Source organism: Pantoea sp. GM_Pan_3 (assembly GCF_026541045.1).
Lineage (GTDB): Bacteria > Pseudomonadota > Gammaproteobacteria > Enterobacterales > Enterobacteriaceae > Pantoea > Pantoea anthophila.
Genome location: NZ_JALNVA010000008.1, coordinates 1 through 21,164 on the forward strand (window position 1 = coordinate 1; position 21,164 = coordinate 21,164).

The window sequence follows — 21,164 nt, forward strand, 5'->3', positions numbered from 1 at the left end:
AATTTTTCTGTTTTAAACTGAAATGCGGTACTGATCCTCTGCATTCCTTCACTTTCTGACCCTCCATTTTCCCTGCCTTTATCGCCAGCAAACCGCTGATTTTTCGATAATTAGCGATGCGGCTCACAATAATAATCTCAGATTAGGCCGCCTTTACCTTCCGTGGACTTAAATGCTTTACTCATACTTTAAACGCTGTTGATCAGCAAGGAACAGAGGTAAGGCATGACACCCACAACAAATAAAATGCAGACGGATGATACAAAAAAGCGTATCTGGGCCATCGTCGGTGCGTCATCGGGTAACCTGGTAGAGTGGTTCGACTTTTATGTCTATTCATTCTTCTCACTCTATTTTGCCCACATTTTCTTCCCGCAGGGCGATACCACGACCCAGCTACTCCAGACAGCGGGCGTATTTGCGGCCGGCTTCTTAATGCGTCCGATAGGGGGCTGGCTGTTCGGCTATATCGGCGACAGACATGGCCGAAAAAATTCGATGCTGGTTTCAGTCTGCATGATGTGTTTTGGCTCACTGGTGATCGCCTGCTTACCCGGTTATGCCACCATTGGTGTGGCGGCTCCGGTCATTCTGCTGCTGGCGCGTATGTTTCAGGGCCTGTCGGTAGGGGGCGAGTATGGAACCAGCGCAACCTACATGAGCGAAGTTGCGCTGGAAGGGCGCAAAGGTTTTTACGCCTCATTCCAGTATGTCACGCTGATCGGAGGCCAGTTAGCCGCAGTGCTCACCGTCGTGGTGTTGCAGTTTCTGCTCACCGATGCAGAACTGCGGAGCTGGGGCTGGCGTATTCCGTTCTTCCTTGGTGCGCTGCTCGCCGTTGTTGCGCTCTGGCTGCGCCGATCGCTGGAAGAGACCTCAGATAAAACCAGCCGTGAACATCGCGATGCAGGAAGCGTAATCGGGTTGCTGCGCAATCATACCCGTCCCTTCCTGATGGTGCTGGGTTTCACCGCTGGCGGCTCTCTGAGTTTCTACACGTTCACGACCTATATGCAGAAGTATCTGGTTAACACCTCGGGAATGGATCCTAAGACCGCCAGCGGCCTGATGACCGGCGCACTGCTGGTCTTTATGCTGATTCAGCCCATTATTGGTGCTCTGTCAGATAAAATTGGCCGTCGTACCTCAATGATGATTTTTGGCGCGGGCGCGGCCATCTGTACAGTTCCGATCCTGACGCTGCTGCAAAATGTGCAGAGCCCCGGCGTGGCTTTCGTGTTGATCATGCTGGCGCTGCTAATCACCAGCTTCTACACCGCCATCAGCGGCATCCTTAAAGCCGAAATGTTTCCGCCTCAGGTGCGTGCGCTGGGGGTAGGACTCTCCTATGCGGTCGCCAATGCGATTTTCGGTGGGTCGGCCGAGTATGTGGCCTTACTGATGAAGAAGCAGGGCATTGAGACAACCTTCTTCTGGTATGTCTCCGCGATGGGGGCGGTGGCCTTTGTGGTGTCGCTGTTACTGCATAAGCGCGGGAAGGGAATCAGGCTCTGACGCGATTACTGGCTCAGATTCCACGGGGCAATGCCGCTGGCTGTACCGGCGGCATCCCGGGCGAAGCTCCAGCCTGAGCCATCCGATCGGCTCTCATATCCCTCTTTGCCTGCTCCGGGCCGCAGGATTCACACAGTGCGGCCTCTGAGCGGCAACCTTTTAAAGAATACGGCTGATTAAGCGATCGATACGGATCCGGCGCAGACGGCGGATCAGTTTCCGCACCTTGGCTGGATAATCCGCAATACTTTCGAGTTCACGGAAATGGTTCACGACCGTGGTGTGCTGCCGGATTAACGTCAGCTCCTTCTCACGCTGGACTGCTAACTCCTGATGCGGATCGTGGATCAGCACCGCATTTTCCAGATCGAGTCGCCATGCGCGCGGATTGAGATTATTACCGGTGATCAGCTGCCACTCATCATCCACCCACATTCCTTTGAGGTGATAGCTGTTCTCGCCATCCTTCCACAACCGTACGACCAGCTGTTCGTTGCTGACGTAGTATTGCAGGCGGCTCAGGAAGCGACGCAGGTTAATCTCATAGAGATAAGGCAGCGCACCAATGATCTTGAAGGGCTGATCGGGGGCGATGTAGAAGTCGTTGGCGGTTTTATCCCCAACAATGATCTCAACCTGCTTACCCTGACGCAGCAGATGAATGATATTGCGAACCAGCAGCGCAGGCAGGTTGAAGTAGGGGGTGCAGATAATGAGTTTCTGCTCTGCACAGGGCATCAGGTGGAAAATCGTTTTGTTCAGCAGGCTATGCTTACCCAGTCCCACCAGCGGGGTGACCGCCAGCTCTTCGTTACCCGCATTTCCGTCGAACTGATAGTTAAAGCCACGCAGATCCTGACGAAACTGACGCGTTTCATTTTTGATTTCAGGACTGGAAGGGCGTTCTGCCACGTCGAGCCGGTTGACCGCTTCGGCTGGCTTAAGATTGAGATCGATCCAGGCATACATCGTATCGGTTAGCTGAGCATTGCGGATGATCTGGTAGCGGTCATAGCGATATTTATCATGCTGATGCAGATAGACATCATTAATGCTGGCTCCGCTGTAGATCAGCGTGTCATCAATAATGAAGCCTTTCAGATGGAGCACACCCAGCGCTTCGCGGGTATTAACCGGGATGCCATACACCGGAATCGCAATGTCGGCATGGCGGGTCGCCATTTCGCAATACCAGTCAGCGTTAGTGACGCCTCGCGCGGCACCAATGCGTCCACGCTGTGCACGATGCCAGTCAACCAGAATTGAAATATCCAGTTCCGGACGCGCCTGCTTCGCACGGTAGAGCGCATCCATGATGGCGCGCCCGGCGTCATCATTTTCCAGATAGAGCGCAACGATACAGATGCGGGTCTGCGCTGCGGCAATTTTTTCCAGCAGCGTCTCACGAAATTCGGCAGGCGAGTAAAGTGTCGACACATCCGCAACGGATTGTGACAGTTTCGGCAACTGTGCGAGGTGTTGTTGGTGTTTATTACGTTTGAATTTAGACAACATCACAGTGCACTTCTTCTCTGTTCATTGCATGGCCTTTTGCCATCAAATCAGGGTTATAACCATAAATAATAACATTAACTCCGTCGACCCGAACCTTTTTTACCTTTCTCTACAAGGTTAGTTGATCCCCTCCTGTAAAGGCAATTTCAGGCTGACAATACCGTCATCCAGTTGAATATCAACATGAAAGTTAAGTTTTCGTGCCAGCGTAATCATGCCGCGGTTGTGGGGCATCGTGATACCGTTTAATTGTTGCAAGCCGTGATGGCGCGTATAGCGGATCATCTTTTCCAGCAGGCGGCGCCCCATACCCAGCCCTTTGAGGTCAGAACGCACCAGCACCGAGAACTCGGCGTCGATGTTATCGGCATCTGAGATAGCACGCGTGACGCCGATGATCTCAGGCTGTCCCTGATGCTGACGCACGGCCACTATCGCCATCTCACGGTCATAATCGATTTGCGTCATGTTGGCGAGGTCTTCATGGGTAAACTCATTGATTTCGCTGAAGTAGCGGTAGTAGAGATCCTCTTTCGTGACCTGGCTGATAAAGTCGCGCAGCAGGGGTTCATCTTCAGGCAGGATGGGACGGAACAGGCAGAACTGCCCATCTTTTAATTCGACCTGCTCTTCCAGATGCTGCGGATAAGGGCGGATAGCCAGCCGTGCTTCATTGTCACCGTGGAAGGGGACCAGCGTCAGGGTGACGTCCAGCAGGGTAAAATCACTACCCGCCGCCAGCAGCGGATGGATATCGAGCCGATCGATTTCCGGGCAGTCGACCACAAGGTTTGAGACCTGCACCAGCAGCTGACTTAACCCGGCGATATCCAGCGGATTCAGGGCGCTGCGGCTGCGGATTTTTCCGCTCTTGATTGCCTGAATCACCAGATAGCGCGCCAGCGTCATGTTGAGCGGCGGCAGCGCAACGGCGGCCTGTTTGTCAGCCTGCCATTCGACGCCGCCTTCGCCCAGCATGATGATCGGGCCAAACAGTGCATCCTGTTCGACCACAACCCGCAGCTCCTGTGCGCCCGCACGGCTTGCCATGCCCTGAACCAGTAGCCCTTCAATACGCGCCTGCGGCAGCGTCTGCCTGACCCGATCGAAAATGGCTTCGGCGGCGCGCTCCACTTCACTGGCATTGCGCAGGTAGAGCATCACCCCCTGCACCTCCGACTTATGCGCGATATCGGGTGAACGCAGCTTGAGCGCCACCGGATAGCCAATCTGGTCGGCAATCGTTACGGCCGACGCGCTGTCGCTGGCAATCCAGGTCGGCAGCGTGGTCAGCCCGTATGCCTGAAGAACCGGCTGCACTTCGTGCGTATCCAGCGCCGTGATCCCGCGCGCCAGGGCCTGGGAGAGTAACTGGTGAACATGCGCGCTATCCTGCGTCAGCGTCGCGGGGAGGGCAGGGGTTTCGCGCAGCTGCTTCTGGTTACGCCGGTATTCAACCTGATGCATAAACGCGGTGACGGTGCCCTCCGGCGTGCGCCAGGTGGGGATTCCCGCCTGGGTAAAGGCGCGTCGTGCCGCCTGCGAAGAGAACTCTCCGCTCCAGTTAGTCAGCAGGGTTACCCGCTTACCGCGCGGGTGACGGGCAAGGGTTTCGATAAGGTGGCTGGCCGTTTCGGTAGGGGGCGCAACCGCGCTTGGCGCATGAATAATCATCAGCGCATCAAAGTCATGACTGTCGAGCAGGATCTCCACACAGGCGGCATAGCGCGCGGGCGTTGCATCATCCTTTAAGTCGAGCGGATTGCCCCGGCCCGCGCCTGCGGGCAACAGCGCCTCCAGCTGCTGACGGGTCTGTTCGCTGAGCTGTGCCAGTTTGCCGTTGCGGGCATAGAGTTCATCCAGCGCCAGCGCAGCAGGGGCGGCACCATTACTGACGATCATCAGCCGGTCACCCCGCAGCGGCCGCATATGACTCAGCGATTCCACCGCAGAGAAGAGTTCATGGGTATCCTGCACCCGTAGCAACCCTGCACGCTGAATGGCGGCATCCCAGGCCGCATCCAGGCCGCTGTGGGTGCCGAGCAGCGCCTGCGCTTCACGGCTGCGACCGCTCTTGATCACCAGAATCGGCTTGTTGCGGGAGGCACTGCGCGAGGCGGAAACGAAACGGCGTGCGTCACTGAGGTGTTCAAGGTAGAGCAGAATGGCGCTGGTTTTACCGTCGCGCGCCAGGAAGTCGAGCAGGTCGTCGACATCGGTGTCCAGGCTGTCACCCAGCGCGATAAACCAGGAGAACCCGAGGTTACGCTGCTGCGCCCAGTCGAGAATGGTATTCGAGACGGCGGCGGATTGGGAGATAAAGGCGAGTCGGCCTTTGGCTATCGGCACCGGTGAGAAGCTGGCATTTAATCCCTGCCAGGGGGCCAGCAGGCCAAGACTGTTTGGTCCCAGCAGGCGTATCTGCCACTGACTGGCGCACGCTTTAAGTTCAGCAGACTGGCTGGCGGGGGCCGAAAGGATGATGCAGGCCTTGCAGCCTTTTTCACCGAGCTGTTGCAGCAGCGCAAGGTTGCGCTTTGAATGGGTGCAGATGACCGCCAGATCCGGCGCGAAAGGCAGGCTGTCGATGGTGGGCCAGGCCAGGACACCGCTGACCGCCTTATATTTCGGCGTCACCGGCAGCACCGGTCCGCTGAATCCGCCCGCCAGCAGGTTTCGCATCATAAAGTAGCCGGCGCGCCCCGGCGTCACCGAGGCACCAATAACCGCAATGGATTTAGGTCGTAACAGCGCTTCCAGCCCACGTTGACTCATCGCGTCCTCCAGAGTTCGGGATTTGCGTGATTGTAAACGCTTTTTGCGGGCCGTGCTTTCGGGCAGATCGCAGCCTGAGCATCCGGCCGCACAGGCCTCACGCAACCGGCGAGAAGCGGGGCCGGTTAATCCTGCCCGGCGTGATGCGGTTTGCCCGCCAGGTAGGCGGCACGAAAGCGATCAAAATGGTGAGATAACGCGTCTGCCGCAAGCCGATCGCCCGCCTGCTCCAGCAGCGCCGCGGCGACTTCAGCGGTACAGTGCTGACCTGCGCCATGGGCTTCGCGCAGCGTGTAACGCGAAGGGGTAGTGACATTCAGCGACATGACCGGCAGGGCATCGAGCCAGGGGCTTTTGCGGAACATTTTGCGCGCTTCGGTCCAGGTGCCATCCAGCATGATAAACAGCGGCGGTTTCCCCTGCGCGGGCGGCGAGGTCAGCACCTCCCGGCCCGGATCGGCATAGCTGGCCGGAAAGACCACCAGCGGCTGGTAATCGGGGTTGCGCACAGCCGCCAGCAGCAGCGAATCGGGCTCGGTGCGTGACCAGCCGAAGGCCTGGGTGTCGGGCAGAATATCGGCAATCAGACGGCCGGTGTTGCTCGGCTTCATTGGCTCGGTATCAAACATCACCAGACAAAAGCGGCTGCGGGCGGCTTGCGGGACGATCTGGCTGCAGAGACAGCTGGCCTCGGGCAGCAGGCAGCCCTGGCAGCGAATGACCCGGTTTCCGCGCGCGAGGAAAGGACGGGTCGCGCGGGCGAGACGTTGGGTGCGCAAGCGCAAAACAGCATTATCAGACATGAGTATTCAGGGCAGGAAAAACGTCAGTGTAATCGAAGCGCAGGCGAAAAGGAAAAGGCCAGCCGGGCTGGCCTGGGAAGATTAAAGGGATTCATCCAGCCATTCGTTAAACGGCGCTTTGGGCATGGCACCGTTCAGCATGTCGACCCGCTCGCCGTTTTTAAACAGCATGATGGTCGGGATACTGCGAATGTTAAAGCGGGCGCTCAGCGCCGGTTCCGCTTCGGTGTTCACTTTAATGAAACGCACTTTACCGCTGCGCTCACTGGCGACATCTTTAAAGACCGGCGCAAAGTTGACGCACGGACCGCACCACGGCGCCCAGAAATCAATCACGACGGGCAGGTCGTCCTGAAGATATTTGTCGAAGGTCGCGGCGGTGGCGTTGACCACTTCACCGTCGAACAGTTCGCTTCCACAGCGTCCGCATTTCGCCGCATCGGCAAGGCGCTCTTCGGGAACGCGATTAGTTGCCTGGCAGGAAGCGCATACCGTATTCATAGGAACCTCTGAAGTTGGAAAGTGTCAGTCTGGTAATTATTGTCCATTATGAAAGGGGAGCGATTTACCCTCAATCTGGATCGCTCTATAGGTTCAATAGTTGATAGCTAAGCGCCGGCACATCAGGTAATCTGCGCGCTCTCAATGCAGGAGGAAGACATGAACGACGAATTTAAAGGCAAAAGCGGTAAGGTTAAGGTGATGTACGTGCGTGGCGAGGATGAAAAGAGCACATCTAATCCTCGTACAGGCAAAGGTGGTTACGCTGCCGCCCGCCAGGATGATAATCGTCGTTCATCGGGTTCCCGCACAGAACGTAGCCAGGAAGGCGGCCGCTCTGCGGGTCGTCGCAGCGACGACAGCGGCCGCAGCGGTTCAGCGCGCCGCGACGAAGGCGGACGGGGTGCGCCACGCCGCTCGGGTGAGGGTTCAGGCCGTCGCAATGAGCGCTCCGACGATCGCGGTAGCTACGGCAGCAGCGACTCCCCATGGCGGACCGTGTCACGCGCGCCTTCTGCCGATCGCACCGCGGCGTCAGAAAGCGACAAGCCGGATCACGGCGGCATCAGCGGCAAGAGCTTCGTCGATCCGGAGCAGATTCGCCGTCAGCGTAACGAAGAGACGCGTGTCTATGGTGAGAACGCCTGTCAGGCCCTGTTCCAGAGCCGTCCGGAAGCGATTGTCCGCGCCTGGTTTGTGCAGGAAGTGACACCGCGTTTTCGCGAAACCCTGCGCTGGCTGGCGGCCAACCGCAAAGCCTATCATGTGGTTGAAGATGCAGAGATCACCAAAGCCTCCGGCACTGAGCATCATGGCGGCGTCTGCTTCCTGATCAAAAAGCGCATGGGTATGGCGGTTTCTGAGTGGCTGGGTCAGGCGAATGCCAAAGATTGTGTACTGGCACTGGAAGATGTCAGCAACCCGCATAACCTCGGCGCAATCATGCGCAGCTGCGCGCACTTTGGCGTGAAAGGTCTGCTGGTCAACGACGCCTCTCTGCTGGAGTCCGGTGCGGCGGTGCGAACCGCTGAGGGCGGAGCCGAGCATGTGCAGGCGATCAGCGGTGCCACCTTCAGTGAAGGTCTGGAAGCGTTTCGCAAAGCGGGTTACACCATCGTCACCACCTCCAGCCATCAGGGTACGCCACTGGCTCAGGCTGAGCTGCCGGAAAAAATGGTGCTGGTGTTAGGTCAGGAGCGCGAAGGTCTCTCTGACACGGCGTTTCAGCAGGGGGATATGAGCGTGTCGATTGGCGGCACCGGCAACGTCGAGAGCCTTAATGTCTCGGTTGCCACCGGCGTGCTGCTCGCCGAATGGTGGCGTCAGAACGCATAAAAAAACGGGCCGAAAGGCCCGTTTTGCTGTGTCTCATCAGTGCGCGCCACCGCCACCGCCGCCCGCGCCAAAAGGCGGACGGGCAAACCAGATCAGCACCAGCAGGATCAGAAACACCCCCGCCGACGCCCAGAAAATTTCATTCGCTGAAATAATCAGTCCCTGGTTAGTGATCTGCTGCGCGATCCAGGCTGACGCCTGTTGCTGCGTCATCCCCATGCCCTCCAGCTGGCTGTACATCTGCTGCGAATTGACGTTGTACGGGGTAATCGACTCCGTCAGATAGCTGTGATGCATTGACTCGCGATTGGTCCACATGGTGGTGGTAATCGACGTACCCACTGACCCGGCAAAGGTTCGCAGGAAGTTCGACAGGCTGGATGCCGCCGCCAGACGCTCCGGGGGAAGGCCCGACAGCGTGATGGTGGTCAGCGGCATAAAGAAGCAGGCCACGGCAAAGCCCTGAATAAACTGCGGCCAGGCGGAAGCGCCGAAGTCCATACCCGGTTCAAACGTCCAGGCGCGCCAGTAGAAGCAGACCGCATACATAATGAAACTGAAGGTGACCAGCCGTCGCATATCGAGCTTGTGGGCGAAGCGACCGATAATCGGCGACAGGATCACGGGGATGATCCCCACCGGCGCAGAGGCCAGACCGGCCCAGGTCGCGGTATAGCCGTAGACCTCCTGCAGCAACTGCGGCAGCAGCACAATCGAGCCAAAGTAGAGCATGTAAGCCAGACTGATCGACAGGCAGCCGATAGTGAAATTGCGCGACTTAAACAGCGACAGGTCGATGATCGGATGATCGTCCGTCAGCTCCCACACCAGCAGCACGGAGAGCGCAATCACGGCCACTACCCCCAGCACGATGATCTCCGTCGAGCTGAACCAGTCGAGCTCTTTCCCGCGATCGAGCATCACCTGCAGACAGCCGATCCCGACGACCAGCAACACCAGACCGACCGTATCGATGGGACGGATTTCAGTTTTGGTTTCCCGGCCACGCAGCGTCTGCAGCGTCAGCATCACCACCACCGCACCAATCGGTACGTTGATGAAGAAGATCCAGCCCCAGTGATAGTTGTCGCTGATCCAGCCGCCCAGAATCGGGCCGCAGATCGGCGCTACGATCACCGTCATCGCCCACAGCGACAGCGCGATACTGCGTTTAGCGGGCGGATAGTTACTGAGCAACAGACTTTGCGACAGCGGGATCAGCGGACCCGCCACGATCCCCTGCAGGATACGGAAGAAGATCAGCATCTCCAGGCTCTCTGACATGCCGCACGCCCAGGAGGCGACGGCAAACAGAATGGTCGCCCAGGTAAAGAGCTTCACTTCACCGATGCGTTTGGCCAGCCAGCCGGTCAGGGGGATCGAAATCGCATTGGCTACGCCAAACGAGGTGATCACCCAGGTTCCCTGCGAGTTAGACGCGCCCAGGTTCCCGGCAATGGTGGGGATAGCCACGTTGGCGATGGTCGAGTCCAGCACCTGCATGAACGTGGCCAGCGACAGCGCCACGGTCATCAGGACCAGCGGCATCCCTTCAAGCGGTTTTTGTGCCATTACAGCCTCCGCGCCATCATCCGGCGTTGGCGCGGACGATATCGGTGATCAGTTTATTGACCGGCGCAAGGTCAATCGCCAGGGCGTTGCTGCTGTAAGCGGCCTGCTGCCGGACACTGTTCGCCAGCGTAATGCCCTCTTTGCTGGTGGTATCGATCTTCACCAGCGTTGAGAGGCCAATACGCAGGGGATGTCTGGCGATATCGTCCTGATTCAGTTCGATTCGCACCGGCAGGCGCTGAACCACCTTAATCCAGTTACCGGTGGCATTCTGGGCGGGCAGCAGCGAGAAGGCACTGCCGGTGCCCATATCCAGACCGGCGACTTTGCCGTGATAGACCACATCATCACCATAGATATCCGCCACCACGGTAGCGGGCTGACCAATACGCACGCCAGCCAGCTGTGTCTCTTTAAAGTTGGCGTCGACCCACAGATTGGTTGCCGGAACAACGGCCAGCAGCGGGGTGCTGGTGGAGATTTGTGAACCCACCTGAACGCTGCGACGGGAGACATAACCGTCCATCGGGCTTCGGATGTCGGTTCGCTGCAGGGCCAGCCAGGCGTCACGCAGTTCAGCGGCGCTCTGCTGCACCGCAGGCTGATTTTCCAGCGTGGTATTAAGGATCATCGCCTGATTGGCATTGTATTGCTGAACGGCAACGTCCAGCTGCGCTTTGGCGGTCGCCACGGCGTCGCGGGCGTGCTGCAGCTCTTCACGGCCAATCAGATTAGCGGCACCCAGGGGCTCCCGGCGTTTCAGGTCAGCCTGCGCCTGGGCCAGAGCGGTCTGCTGCAGGGTGATGCTGGCTTCATACTGCTTACCGTTGATCATCAGCTGATGCGTCTGACGCACGCTGGTGGCGAGGGCCGTCTGCGCTTTTTCAAACGCCTGCTCGGCATCGGTCTTATCCAGGGAAACCAGCACATCGCCTTTTTTGACGTAGTCGGTGTCTTCAAACCAGACTTTATTGACGCTGCCGGAGACCTGGGCCATCACCTGCACCTGGTTACCGGCAACGTAGGCATCATCCGTTTCCTGAAAATGGCGCAGTACCAGGAACCAGTAAACACCCCAGGCAATCCCAATCAGCACAAAGATCAGCGCCAGCACAATGAGCACACTTTTGCGCTTCTTCTTTTTGTTGCTGGCTGACGGTTGCGGGCTTTGTGCTTCTGCCGTTGCACTCATGTCTTTCTCCACGTATTCCATTGAGTCGGGGAGGGGCAGGGATCCCTGTCCGCCGGCGCCCGAGTCGAAAAAGCCAGCGACTGAGCGCTGGCCAGATAAAAAAGGAACTTAAAATAACGATTCCGACAGGTGATTGTGTCGCACTTATTGCTATCAGCGGGACAGTGAGGCGATCAGCTGATCTTCATCCATTTTGTCGAGGCGGTTAAGCAGCTTGCGGGTAATCCCTTCCAGCTGCGACTTCTCATCAACCGACAGAGAAGACCAGAGATATTGCAGGCTCTGATGCTGCGGGGGCAGCAGCTGACGCAGGAACTCCATGCCTTTGTCGGTCAGATGCAGGTGCAGGCAGCGACGGTCGTGATCGCTTTCGCGACGCTCGATCCAGCCGCGTTTTTCCAGCTCATCAGCAATGCGCGTAGCATTGGTGCGTGACGAGCCGAGGGCCGAGCTGAGTTCCGAAGGCTGAATGCTGTGATTTTCCTGAGCATCCAGCGTGATCAGCGCCATAAACAGGGTTTCGTTGATCCCCTGTGCTTTCAACATCTTATTACGATTGTCCAGCAGTTTACCCTGCATATGCATACAGAGACGCGTCAGGATAATTTCCTGTAACGGAAAATCCTTATGGCGATTGGCACGGATGTTTAGCATCTGCTCAATGGGAGTAAACGAACTTTCCATTAAAAAAAACCTCACTAATTGCAACTTGTATAATAACTATGGTGACAGGCTAAGCGTAGTCACTTTTCGGCAGGTGATCGCTGACCGACGCACGCTGCACCATTAAAGGTGTTCCAGGCCATTCCCTGGCCCTGGGTCAAAAACCCGTCCGCCCGGCGGCAGCCGCAGTGCCAGAGCGTTATCAAAAAGGGGGCAAATTTAATAATATCGCGAGGAAAAATAACTGAAGTGAATAGGTTTGCTGCTAACCATAACAAACCTAACCATTTGTGACCAGATGCAATCCGCTTTCCGGACAGGGTTCAGTGAATTTTTCGGGTTCAGCATGCGATCCGGCGGCCTCCACCCGACCCGGCAGGCCGATTTCACCCTCTGAGAAGTGACAGGGTGCTCCGGCGAGGCTGACAGAGAGGGAAGAGTGCTGAGCAATCGTATGAGCAGGGGCTGAACGTCGTCGTTGCTGGCCACGCAGAGGCCGGTGGCTACCGACAGCGGGAGCACTGAAACGGGCGTCAGACCCTGGCGAGTCGCATTCATAAACAGCATCGGTCGCTAATAATCATTTGAGGTTAATAATAACTCAAAAAACTATTTCACACGCATGTTTATTAACAGGCCATACCAGTGATAACAAGAGGTTTAAACCTCGGTAGAGGATTTATGGGTGACGTTATGCGAATAGGCTCAGGAAGCATACGCCTTTCGCAAAGACGCAAAAGATGCCATCCATGGCAGGCTCAGCGCGGGCCATCCCTGGACCGCTATGCTTTGCTACAGGCGTATGCTCCCATCGCTTTGAGTTTTGGCGCCGTCTGAATGAAGAAACGCTTTAAGATCACGACGACCTGCCCGACTATCAGAAGTTCCAGTCCTCATCTTCCGTCTCGACCGCCTTACCCATCACATAGGATGAGCCCGAACCGGAGAAGAAGTCGTGGTTCTCATCAGCGTTAGGTGACAGCGCTGACAGAATGGCCGGATTCACCGCCGTCAGCTCCGCCGGGAACAGCGCCTCGTAGCCGAGATTCATCAGGGCTTTGTTGGCGTTGTAGTGCAGAAAAGTTTTCACCTCCTCCACCCAGCCGACATCACCATACAGCGCCTCGGTATAAGCCACTTCATTCTCATACAATGCCAGCAGCAGATCGTATGCGAACTGCTGCAGCGCTTCGCGGCGCTGATCGTCCACCGTCGCCAGCGCCTGCTGGAACTTGTAGCCAATGTAATAACCGTGCACCGCCTCATCACGAATAATCAGGCGGATCAGATCCGCGGTGTTGGTCAGCTTGCCGCGACTCGACCAGTACATCGGCAGCCAGAAGCCGGAATAGAACAAAAACGACTCCAGGAAAACGCTGGCGATTTTTTTCTTCAGCGGATCGTCGGCCTGATAGTGTTCCAGAATGATGCGCGCCTTGTTCTGCAGCGGCGCATTCTCTTCGCTCCACTGATAGGCGGCATCCACATCCTGCGTGTTACACAGGGTTGAGAAGATGGAGCTGTAGGAGCGGGCATGCACCGCCTCCATGAAGCTGATATTCGACAGCACCGCCTCTTCATGCGGGGTTATGGCATCGCCCATCAGTCCCGGCGCACCGATCACGTTCTGAATGGTATCCAGCAGCGTCAGACCGGTAAAAACCCGGATGGTCAGCTGCTGCTGCTGTTTATCCAGCGTCTGCCAGGCAGGCAGGTCGTTGGAGAGCGGCACTTTCTCCGGCAGCCAGAAGTTGCTGGTGAGGCGGTTCCAGACCTCAAGATCTTTCTCATCCTGAAGACGGTTCCAGTTAATGGCCTGAATCTGTTTTAGTTGCATAGTGTTTATCACAGGGAGCAGGAGACGCAGCCCTGAACCTCCGTGCCCTGAAGCGCCATCTGGCGCAGTCGAATGTAATAGAGCGTTTTGATGCCTTTCTTCCACGCGTAAATCTGTGCTTTGTTGATGTCACGGGTGGTGACGTCGTCGCGGAAAAAGAGCGTCAGCGACAGCCCCTGATCAACGTGCTGAGTCGCCTCTGCATAGGTATCAATGATCGCTTCCGGCCCAATCTGATACGCATCCTGATAGAGATGCAGATTCTCATTGGTCATGAACGGCGCGGGATAGTAGACGCGTCCGGTTTTGCCCTCTTTGCGGATCTCGATCGGCGAAACAATCGGATGGATACTGGAGGTGGCGTGGTTGATGTAGGAGATCGAACCGGTCGGCGGGATCGCCTGCAGGTTCTGATTAAACAGCCCGTGCTGCATTACCGCATCGCGCAGCGCCTGCCAGTCCGCCCGGGTCGGCAGCGTCACGCCGGCGTCGGCAAACAGTTTTGCCACCCGTTCGGTGCGCGGCAGCCATTCGCGCTGCAGATATTTGTCGAAATAGACGCCGCTGGCGTACTGCGAATCAGCAAAACCGTCGAAGGTCTGCTGACGCTCCTGTGCCAGCTGATTAGAGGTGCGCAGCGCGTAATAGGTGATGCAGTAAAAGTAGAGGTTGGTGAAATCGAGCGCTTCCGGCGAACCGTAGACGATGCCTTCACGCGCCAGATAGCCGTGCAGGTTCATCTGACCCAGGCCAATGGCGTGCGACCGCCGGTTTCCTTCGGCGACCGACGGCACCGACGCGATCTCACTCATCATCGACACCGAAGTCAGGGCGCGTACCGCCACCTCCACGGTGCGCGCCAGATCGTGGGAATCCATGGCGTGGGCAATATTGAGTGAGCCAAGATTGCAGGAGATATCTTTGCCGACCCGGCGATAGCTGAGATCGTCAAAGTACTCGCTGGCGCTGTTCACCTGCAGAATCTCTGAGCAGAGGTTACTCATATTGATGCGACCGGCAATCGGATTGCTGCGGTTCACGCTGTCCTCATACATGATGTAGGGGTAGCCTGACTCAAACTGAATCTCGGCCAGCGTCTGGAAGAAGTCACGCGGCTGAATCCAGGTTTTGCGGATGCGATCGTCGGCCAGCATCTCGTCATACTTCTCGCTGATGCTGATATCGCCAAAGGCCTGGCCGTAAATGCGCTCAACATCGTAGGGCGAGAACAGCGCCATCGGCTGGTTCTCTTTCGCCAGCCGGAAGGTGACATCAGGGATCACCACGCCCAGCGACAGGGTCTTGATGCGGATCTTCTCATCGGCGTTTTCGCGCTTGGTGTCGAGAAAGCGGAAAATATCGGGATGGTGCGCGTTCAGCCATACCGCGCCCGCGCCCTGACGTGCGCCCAGCTGATTGGCGTAGGAGAAGGCATCCTCCAGCATCTTCATGACCGGGATGACGCCCGACGACTGGTTTTCGATACGCTTGATGGGCGCACCGGACTCACGCAGGTTGGAGAGTAAAAAGGCAACGCCGCCGCCGCGCTTTGAGAGCTGCAGCGCGGAGTTCACGGCACGGCCAATGGACTCCATGTTGTCTTCAATGCGCAGCAGGAAGCAGGAGACCAGTTCGCCGCGCTGCTGCTTGCCGCAGTTGAGAAAGGTGGGGGTGGCAGGCTGGAAGCGGCCGCTGAGGATCTCCTCCAGCAGCGCCCGCGCCAGGGTTTCATCGCCCTGAGCCAGCGTCAGCGCCACCATGCAGGCGCGCTGTTCAAAGGTTTCCAGATAGCGTTTGCCGTCGAAAGTCTTCAGCGTGTAGCTGGTGTAGTACTTCCAGGCACCCAGGAAGGTTTTGAACTCAAATCCCCACGTCTCCGCCACCTCATGCAGCGCAAGCAGGAAGTCGAAATCGTACTGGTTCAGCACCTCAGCTTCGTAATAGCTCTCCGCCGCCAGATAGCGTAAACGCTCGGCGCGGCTGGCAAACTTCACCGTGTTCGGCTCCACATGCTGCAGATGAAACTGACGGGTCGCTTCGCGATCCTTGTCGAACTGGATGCGCCCCTCCGCGTCATAGAGGTTGAGCATGGCGTTGAGCGCGTGATAGTCGAGCGTCACGCCGTTGAGGGTGTCTGTTGTTGCCAAAATTGGGTTACTCCCGCTTTAACGTTCGCGATGTCGTCCGGGGTTCCCATCAGCTCGAAACGATAGAGCAGGGGAACCTGACATTTTTTTGCAATGATGCTGCCCGCCAGGCAGTAACCGGCGCCGAAGTTCCGGTTGCCCGCGGCGATGACGCCACGAATTTCCCGCCGGTTGGCCTCATCATTAAGAAACTGAATCACCTGACCGGGTACGGCACCGCGACTGCTGCCACCGCCATAGCTGGGCACGACCAGAATATAGGGCTGGTCGATATGCAGCGTCTGACGGGCATCAAGCGGGATGCGCCGGGCTGGCAGGCCAAGGCGCGTCACAAACCGGTGGGTGTTTTCCGACTGGCTGGAAAAATAGACCAGCGGGAACATGCGTTTATCCCCCGACAGCGGACAGCGTGCGCAGCGAGGCGATTTTGTCCGGGCGGAAGCCGCTCCAGTGATCGTTATCCGCCATCACCACCGGCACCTGGCGATAACCCAGGGATTTCAGGTTGTCGATCGCCTCGGGCTGGCTGTCGAGATTGATGAGCTGATAGGTCAGACCCTGACGGTCCATCGCACTCTTCGTGGCATTGCACTGGACACAGTTATCTTTAGTGTAAATAATAATGCGCATGATTCGTATTTCCCTCTGTATGCGGTTCGGGTGCCCGGCAATAACGCCACCCGCCTGATTTGCGGGCTTCACTCTGGCGGACATCGGGTGTCAGACTGATGGGTTAAATACTAGATGTAGGGGTTTTGGTGGTCAAGCCCACCAGATATAGGGTTTTATGATTTGCATTTGCGCAACACGACCAAAGCCAGCAGGCGTGCGCCCTGCGACGCGGAAAAAATCTTTTGTAAATTTTACGGGCCGGATGACGGGCAAAAAAAAGCCCCGCACGGGGCAGGGCTCAGAAGATTTTTCGCGCTTAGCGGCGTGAGGCCAGCAGGACACCCACCACGATACCGAAAGCGGCACCGATACCGACACCGTGCCACGGCTTGTCATGTACATAGGTATCAACCTGTGCACCGGCATCACGGGCAACCTGGGTCACACGGTTGCTGCCACCATTCAGTTTAGAACGGGTCTGCTTCAGCAGTTTTTCTGCCTGACTGCGGGCAGAGTCCACTTCGTCTTTGGCATCACTGCCGTAAGATTTCAACAGCGCTTCCAGTGAATCGGCCAGTTCGTTAACGTCCTGATTGATATCAATGTCATCGTTTTTTACAGTGCGATTAAACATTTTTTGGCTCCCTTTGATTTAAAAACGTAATACTAGTGTAGACGACCTTGAGATAAACGAGACGCGGGAGGGGGCTTTAGGGAAAATTCCGAATGCCCGCTCTGTCATGCTGATGTAAGGTTGCGAAGCTTTTGAAAGAGGAGAGGATCGAGCATGTATTTACGACCAGATGAGGTAGCGCGCGTACTGGAAAAAGCGGGTTTCGAAATGGATCAGATTACCCCACGGGCCTATGGCTATCGCCGGGGGGAGAACTATGTCTATGTGAATCGCGAAGCGCGTATGGGGCGCATGGCATTAGTGATTCATCCGACCCTGAAAGAGAAGAGCCAGCCGTTCGCTGAGCCGGCGTCTGAAATGAAAACCTGCGATCACTACACCCAATTCCCTCTCTACCTGGCGGGTGATTCACAGGAACATTACGGCATCCCGCACGGATTCAGTTCCCGCATGGCGCTGGAACGCTACATTCAGAGCGTTTTCGGCTGAGGCATCAGGCCCCGCCGCGACGGGGCACTGACGCGCATGACCCCGCTCCCTGTTCTCCTGCCGTTGCAATTCCCGGCTGTGACGCGTATAAATTTGTCCCTTATAGATGTTTAGACGTCCATACGGATAAAATTGATGAGCGAACAGCCAACTTCCCCGCAGCAACAATTTAAACGCACCATGAAAGTCCGCCATCTGGTGATGTTATCGCTGGGCGGTGTCATCGGCACCGGCCTCTTTTTCAACACCGGCTATATCATCTCCACCACCGGGGCCGCAGGCACGCTGCTCGCCTATCTGATTGGGGCGCTGGTGGTCTGGCTGGTGATGGTCTGTCTGGGTGAACTGTCGGTGGCGATGCCGGAAACGGGCGCGTTCCACGTCTATGCGGCGCGCTATCTCAGTCCGGCGACCGGCTACACTGTGGCCTGGCTCTACTGGCTGACCTGGACGGTGGCGCTGGGCTCCAGCCTGACGGCGGCGGGCTTCTGTATGCAGTACTGGTTCCCGCAGGTGCCGGTGTGGGTCTGGTGCCTGGTATTCTGCTGCGCCATCTATCTGCTGAACGTGGTTTCTGCCCGCTTCTTCGCCGAAGGGGAGTTCTGGTTCTCGCTAATCAAGGTGGTCACCATCATCGCCTTTATCCTGCTCGGCGCGGCGGCGATGTTTGGCTTTATCCCGATGAAAGATGGCACGCCTGCACCCGGTCTGAGTAACCTCACGGCGCACGGCTGGCTGCCCAACGGCGTGCTGCCTATCCTGATGACCATGGTGGCGGTGAACTTTGCCTTCTCCGGCACCGAGCTGATCGGGATTGCCGCCGGTGAAACCCAGCAGCCGCAGAAGGTGCTGCCGCTGGCGATTCGCACCACGGTGGCCCGGTTGATCCTCTTTTTCATCGGCACGGTGCTGGTGCTGGCGGCGCTGATCCCGATGGATCAGGCCGGTATTGTGAAAAGCCCGTTTGTGCTGGTGTTTGAAAAGATCGGTGTGCCCTGGGCCGCGGATATCATCAACTTCGTGATCCTGACGGCCATTCTGTCAGCGGCCAACTCCGGCCTCTATGCGTCGGGACGTATGCTCTGGTCGCTGGCTAATGAAAACACGCTGCCACGTGCCTTTGCGAAGGTGAACCGACGTGGTGTGCCGCTGCTGGCGCTGACCGTCAGCATGATCGGCGGCCTGCTGGCGCTGATCTCCAGCGTGGTCGCGCCTGACACGGTATTTGTGGCGCTGTCGGCCATCTCCGGCTTTGCAGTGGTGGCGGTCTGGCTCAGCATCTGCGCCTCGCACTTTGTGTTCCGTCGCCGTCATCTTCAGCAGGGCAAATCGCTGGCCGATCTCGCCTACCGCGCGCCGCTCTATCCGCTGACGCCTGTTCTCGGCTTCCTGCTCTGCCTGCTGGCGTGCGTCGGCCTGGCGTTTGATCCGACACAGCGCATCGCCCTGTGGTGTGGCATCCCGTTTGTGCTGTTCTGCTACGCCGCGTACCATCTGACCCACAAATCATCCCCGAAGCCTGAGGAGGCCAATGATGTCGTATAACCCTGTCGCGCAGGCTTTAACAGAGTCACCGCTGCTGATTCTGGATGGCGCGCTGGCCACCGAGCTGGAAGCGCGCGGCTGTCAGCTTGCCGATGCCTTGTGGTCAGCCAAAGTGCTGATGGAGGATCCTGAGCTGATCTATCAGGTGCACTACGACTACTTTGTGGCGGGTGCCCGCTGCGCCATCACCGCGAGCTACCAGGCGACCCCGCAGGGCTTTGCCACGCGTGGCCTGAGTGAGGATGAGTCCCTGGCGCTGATCGCCCGCAGTGTTGAACTGGCACAGCGCGCCCGTCACGACTATCTGGCGGTGCGGCCCGATGCGAAAACGCTGCTGGTGGCAGGCTCGGTGGGGCCTTATGGCGCTTTCCTCGCGGACGGATCGGAATATCGCGGGGATTATGCGCTGCCGGAAGCGGAGATGATGGCGTTCCACCGCCCGCGCGTGCAGGCGCTACTGGCGGCAGGAGCCGATCTGCTGGCCTGTGAAACCCTGCCTTCCTTTGCCGAGGCGCAGGCGCTGGTGAAACTGCTGGCTGAGTTCCCTGACGCCCGCGCCTGGTTCTCGTTTACGCTGCGTGACGCCGGACACATCAGCGACGGCACGCCGCTGGCAGAGGTGGTGGGCTGGCTGAATCAGCAGCCACAGGTAGTGGCGCTGGGGGTTAACTGCGTGGCGCTGGAGAGCGTAACGCCCGCCCTGCAGCAGTTGCAGACCCTGACCGACAAACCGCTGGTGGTCTATCCCAACTCCGGCGAGCAGTATGATGCCGGCAGTAAAACCTGGCATTCTGCGCCGTCGGGCTGCACCCTGCATGACAAGCTGGCCGAGTGGCAACAGGCGGGTGCCCGGCTGATTGGCGGCTGCTGCCGCACCTCACCGGGCGACATCGCGGCCATCGCCCGCACTTGTCAACCGCAATAAGCTGCCGGAATCGGGCGATGATAGCCCGATTGAGGCGGAGAGGGGAGACTACACTCTGATCACTGATCACTCTGTGGACCCCCTCTATGAAACAGCGAATTCTGGCTCTGGCCGCCGCGCTGCTGCTCAGCGGCTGCGCCACCATTGTCGGCAATGAAACCCAACTGGTGCGCATTGACTCTCTGCCGCAGGGCGCGCGTTTTACCGTGCAGGATGAGCGCGGCTATGCGGTGGCGCAGGGTTTCACGCCCCAGACCGTTGAACTGGCCAAATCCACCGGCCGCTACTTCGGCAAAAAACACTACCTGCTGATGCTGGAAAGTCCGGGCTACGTGCCGGTCACGGTGCCTATCGAAGCACGCGCTAACCTCTGGTATCTGCTGGGCAACATTCCGCTGGGCGGTTTCCCCGGCTGGCTGCTGGTCGACCCCTTCTACGGCGGCATGTATGACCTCAAGCCGGAACATCCGCGTCCCTTTATGAACCCGGTTGGCGCGCGCGGCTGATTACTGCGCGGTCGGCTTCACCATTCCGCCTGGCGTTTTGTGGCGTTCCAGATACTGATGCTGGAAAATGCACATGCGGATGGTGTTGCGGTACTCCCCGTTGATAAAGAACTCATGCTTCAGCACGCCTTCGATTTCGAAGCCGAGTTTGGTGTAGATGTGAATCGCCTTTTCGTTCTCCTGATCCACAATCAGGTAGAGCTTGTAGAGATTCAGCACCGAGAAGCCGTAATCCATCGCCAGTTTCGCCGCCTGTGTGGCCAGCCCTTTGCCCTGATGGGCCGGATCGATGATGATCTGAAACTCGGCGCGGCGGTGCACATGGTTAATCTCAACCAGCTCCACCAGTCCCGCTTTCTGGCCGTCATGCTCCACCACAAAGCGACGTTCGGTCTGATCGTGAATGTGCTTGTTGTAGAGATCGGACAGCTCCACAAACGCCTCATAGGGCTCCTCGAACCAGTAGCGCATCACGCTGGCGTTGTTATCCAGCTGATGGACAAAATGCAGATCTTCCCGCTCCAGCGGACGCAGTTTTACCGTCATCGTCAGACTCCTTGTTAAAAACGTCGCCGCGAGTATACCGCAACGGCCGTGC

Annotated in this window: 19 protein-coding genes and 1 pseudogene; 6 read left to right on the forward strand and 14 right to left on the reverse strand. The window is 57.7% G+C overall.

What is annotated here, in order from left to right:
- Positions 1-225 precede the first annotated feature (225 nt).
- Positions 226-1,515, forward strand: a complete 1,290-nt coding sequence (locus tag OXR04_RS18985) for an MFS family transporter (protein ID WP_140923259.1) — start codon at positions 226-228, stop codon at positions 1,513-1,515.
- A gap of 159 nt (positions 1,516-1,674) precedes the next feature.
- Here OXR04_RS18985 and pssA read toward each other — a convergent pair whose 3' ends face one another.
- The 4 genes from pssA to trxC form a co-directional block, all read right to left on the reverse strand.
- Positions 1,675-3,030 (reverse strand): CDP-diacylglycerol--serine O-phosphatidyltransferase, encoded by a 1,356-nt coding sequence (gene pssA, locus OXR04_RS18990; RefSeq protein WP_058957954.1) that lies wholly within the window; start codon positions 3,028-3,030, stop codon positions 1,675-1,677.
- Positions 3,031-3,147: 117 nt separating this feature from the next.
- Positions 3,148-5,805, reverse strand: coding sequence for a bifunctional acetate--CoA ligase family protein/GNAT family N-acetyltransferase (locus OXR04_RS19000; protein WP_267372598.1), 2,658 nt, complete (start codon positions 5,803-5,805; stop codon positions 3,148-3,150).
- Positions 5,806-5,930: 125 nt separating this feature from the next.
- Positions 5,931-6,608 (reverse strand): tRNA-uridine aminocarboxypropyltransferase, encoded by a 678-nt coding sequence (locus OXR04_RS19005; protein ID WP_267372599.1) that lies wholly within the window; start codon positions 6,606-6,608, stop codon positions 5,931-5,933.
- A gap of 81 nt (positions 6,609-6,689) precedes the next feature.
- Entirely contained in the window at positions 6,690-7,109 is a 420-nt protein-coding gene (gene trxC / locus OXR04_RS19010) for a thioredoxin TrxC (protein ID WP_009088541.1), read from the reverse strand.
- Positions 7,110-7,268: 159 nt separating this feature from the next.
- Between trxC and OXR04_RS19015 the strand changes: the two genes are divergently transcribed.
- Positions 7,269-8,444 (forward strand): tRNA/rRNA methyltransferase, encoded by a 1,176-nt coding sequence (locus OXR04_RS19015; RefSeq protein WP_267372600.1) that lies wholly within the window; start codon positions 7,269-7,271, stop codon positions 8,442-8,444.
- Between the two features lie 36 nt (positions 8,445-8,480).
- Here the strand turns inward: OXR04_RS19015 and emrB are convergent, their stop codons facing one another.
- From emrB to OXR04_RS19060, 9 genes and pseudogenes are all read right to left on the reverse strand, one after another.
- Entirely contained in the window at positions 8,481-10,016 is a 1,536-nt protein-coding gene (gene emrB, locus OXR04_RS19020) for a multidrug efflux MFS transporter permease subunit EmrB (protein WP_046102406.1), read from the reverse strand.
- 16 nt (positions 10,017-10,032) lie between these two features.
- Complete coding sequence (emrA, locus tag OXR04_RS19025) at positions 10,033-11,208, reverse strand: multidrug efflux MFS transporter periplasmic adaptor subunit EmrA (RefSeq protein ID WP_267372601.1); 1,176 nt, start codon at positions 11,206-11,208, stop codon at positions 10,033-10,035.
- A gap of 153 nt (positions 11,209-11,361) precedes the next feature.
- Positions 11,362-11,892, reverse strand: coding sequence for a transcriptional repressor MprA (gene mprA, locus OXR04_RS19030; protein ID WP_003850381.1), 531 nt, complete (start codon positions 11,890-11,892; stop codon positions 11,362-11,364).
- Positions 11,893-12,283: 391 nt separating this feature from the next.
- A pseudogene (locus tag OXR04_RS19035) lies at positions 12,284-12,429 on the reverse strand (MFS transporter); the annotation flags it as partial.
- Positions 12,430-12,748: 319 nt separating this feature from the next.
- A complete protein-coding gene (gene nrdF, locus OXR04_RS19040) occupies positions 12,749-13,708 on the reverse strand; it encodes a class 1b ribonucleoside-diphosphate reductase subunit beta (protein WP_009088550.1) in 960 nt (319 codons plus the stop codon).
- Between the two features lie 8 nt (positions 13,709-13,716).
- Positions 13,717-15,855: a class 1b ribonucleoside-diphosphate reductase subunit alpha gene (gene nrdE, locus OXR04_RS19045; RefSeq protein WP_267372602.1), complete on the reverse strand. Its 2,139-nt coding sequence runs from the start codon at positions 15,853-15,855 to the stop codon at positions 13,717-13,719.
- Positions 15,825-16,238, reverse strand: coding sequence for a class Ib ribonucleoside-diphosphate reductase assembly flavoprotein NrdI (gene nrdI / locus OXR04_RS19050; RefSeq protein ID WP_009088554.1), 414 nt, complete (start codon positions 16,236-16,238; stop codon positions 15,825-15,827). Before nrdI ends, nrdE begins: the two co-directional genes overlap by 31 nt.
- Before the next feature lie 4 nt (positions 16,239-16,242).
- On the reverse strand, positions 16,243-16,485 hold the full coding sequence (gene nrdH / locus OXR04_RS19055; protein ID WP_009088556.1) for a glutaredoxin-like protein NrdH: 243 nt from the start codon (positions 16,483-16,485) through the stop codon (positions 16,243-16,245).
- Between the two features lie 298 nt (positions 16,486-16,783).
- Positions 16,784-17,101 (reverse strand): DUF883 family protein, encoded by a 318-nt coding sequence (locus OXR04_RS19060; protein ID WP_009088558.1) that lies wholly within the window; start codon positions 17,099-17,101, stop codon positions 16,784-16,786.
- A gap of 153 nt (positions 17,102-17,254) precedes the next feature.
- On the opposite strand from OXR04_RS19060, the gene OXR04_RS19065 reads away from it, so the two are divergent.
- The 4 genes from OXR04_RS19065 to OXR04_RS19080 all read left to right on the forward strand — a co-directional run bounded on the left by OXR04_RS19065 (position 17,255) and on the right by OXR04_RS19080 (position 20,566).
- Positions 17,255-17,590 (forward strand): DUF2002 family protein, encoded by a 336-nt coding sequence (locus OXR04_RS19065; protein ID WP_009088560.1) that lies wholly within the window; start codon positions 17,255-17,257, stop codon positions 17,588-17,590.
- Positions 17,591-17,725: 135 nt separating this feature from the next.
- The gene (mmuP, locus tag OXR04_RS19070) at positions 17,726-19,135 is read left to right on the forward strand and encodes an S-methylmethionine permease (protein WP_009088562.1); all 1,410 of its coding nucleotides are present in this window, start codon (positions 17,726-17,728) and stop codon (positions 19,133-19,135) included.
- Positions 19,125-20,060: a homocysteine S-methyltransferase gene (gene mmuM, locus OXR04_RS19075; protein WP_267372658.1), complete on the forward strand. Its 936-nt coding sequence runs from the start codon at positions 19,125-19,127 to the stop codon at positions 20,058-20,060. The genes mmuP and mmuM overlap by 11 nt, the downstream gene beginning before the upstream one ends.
- A gap of 86 nt (positions 20,061-20,146) precedes the next feature.
- On the forward strand, positions 20,147-20,566 hold the full coding sequence (locus OXR04_RS19080; RefSeq protein WP_009088566.1) for a hypothetical protein: 420 nt from the start codon (positions 20,147-20,149) through the stop codon (positions 20,564-20,566).
- Here OXR04_RS19080 and speG read toward each other — a convergent pair whose 3' ends face one another.
- Positions 20,567-21,112 carry a spermidine N1-acetyltransferase gene (gene speG, locus OXR04_RS19085; RefSeq protein WP_009088567.1) on the reverse strand — a complete coding sequence of 182 codons (546 nt, stop codon included), beginning with the start codon at positions 21,110-21,112 and terminating at the stop codon, positions 20,567-20,569.
- Positions 21,113-21,164 lie beyond the last annotated feature (52 nt).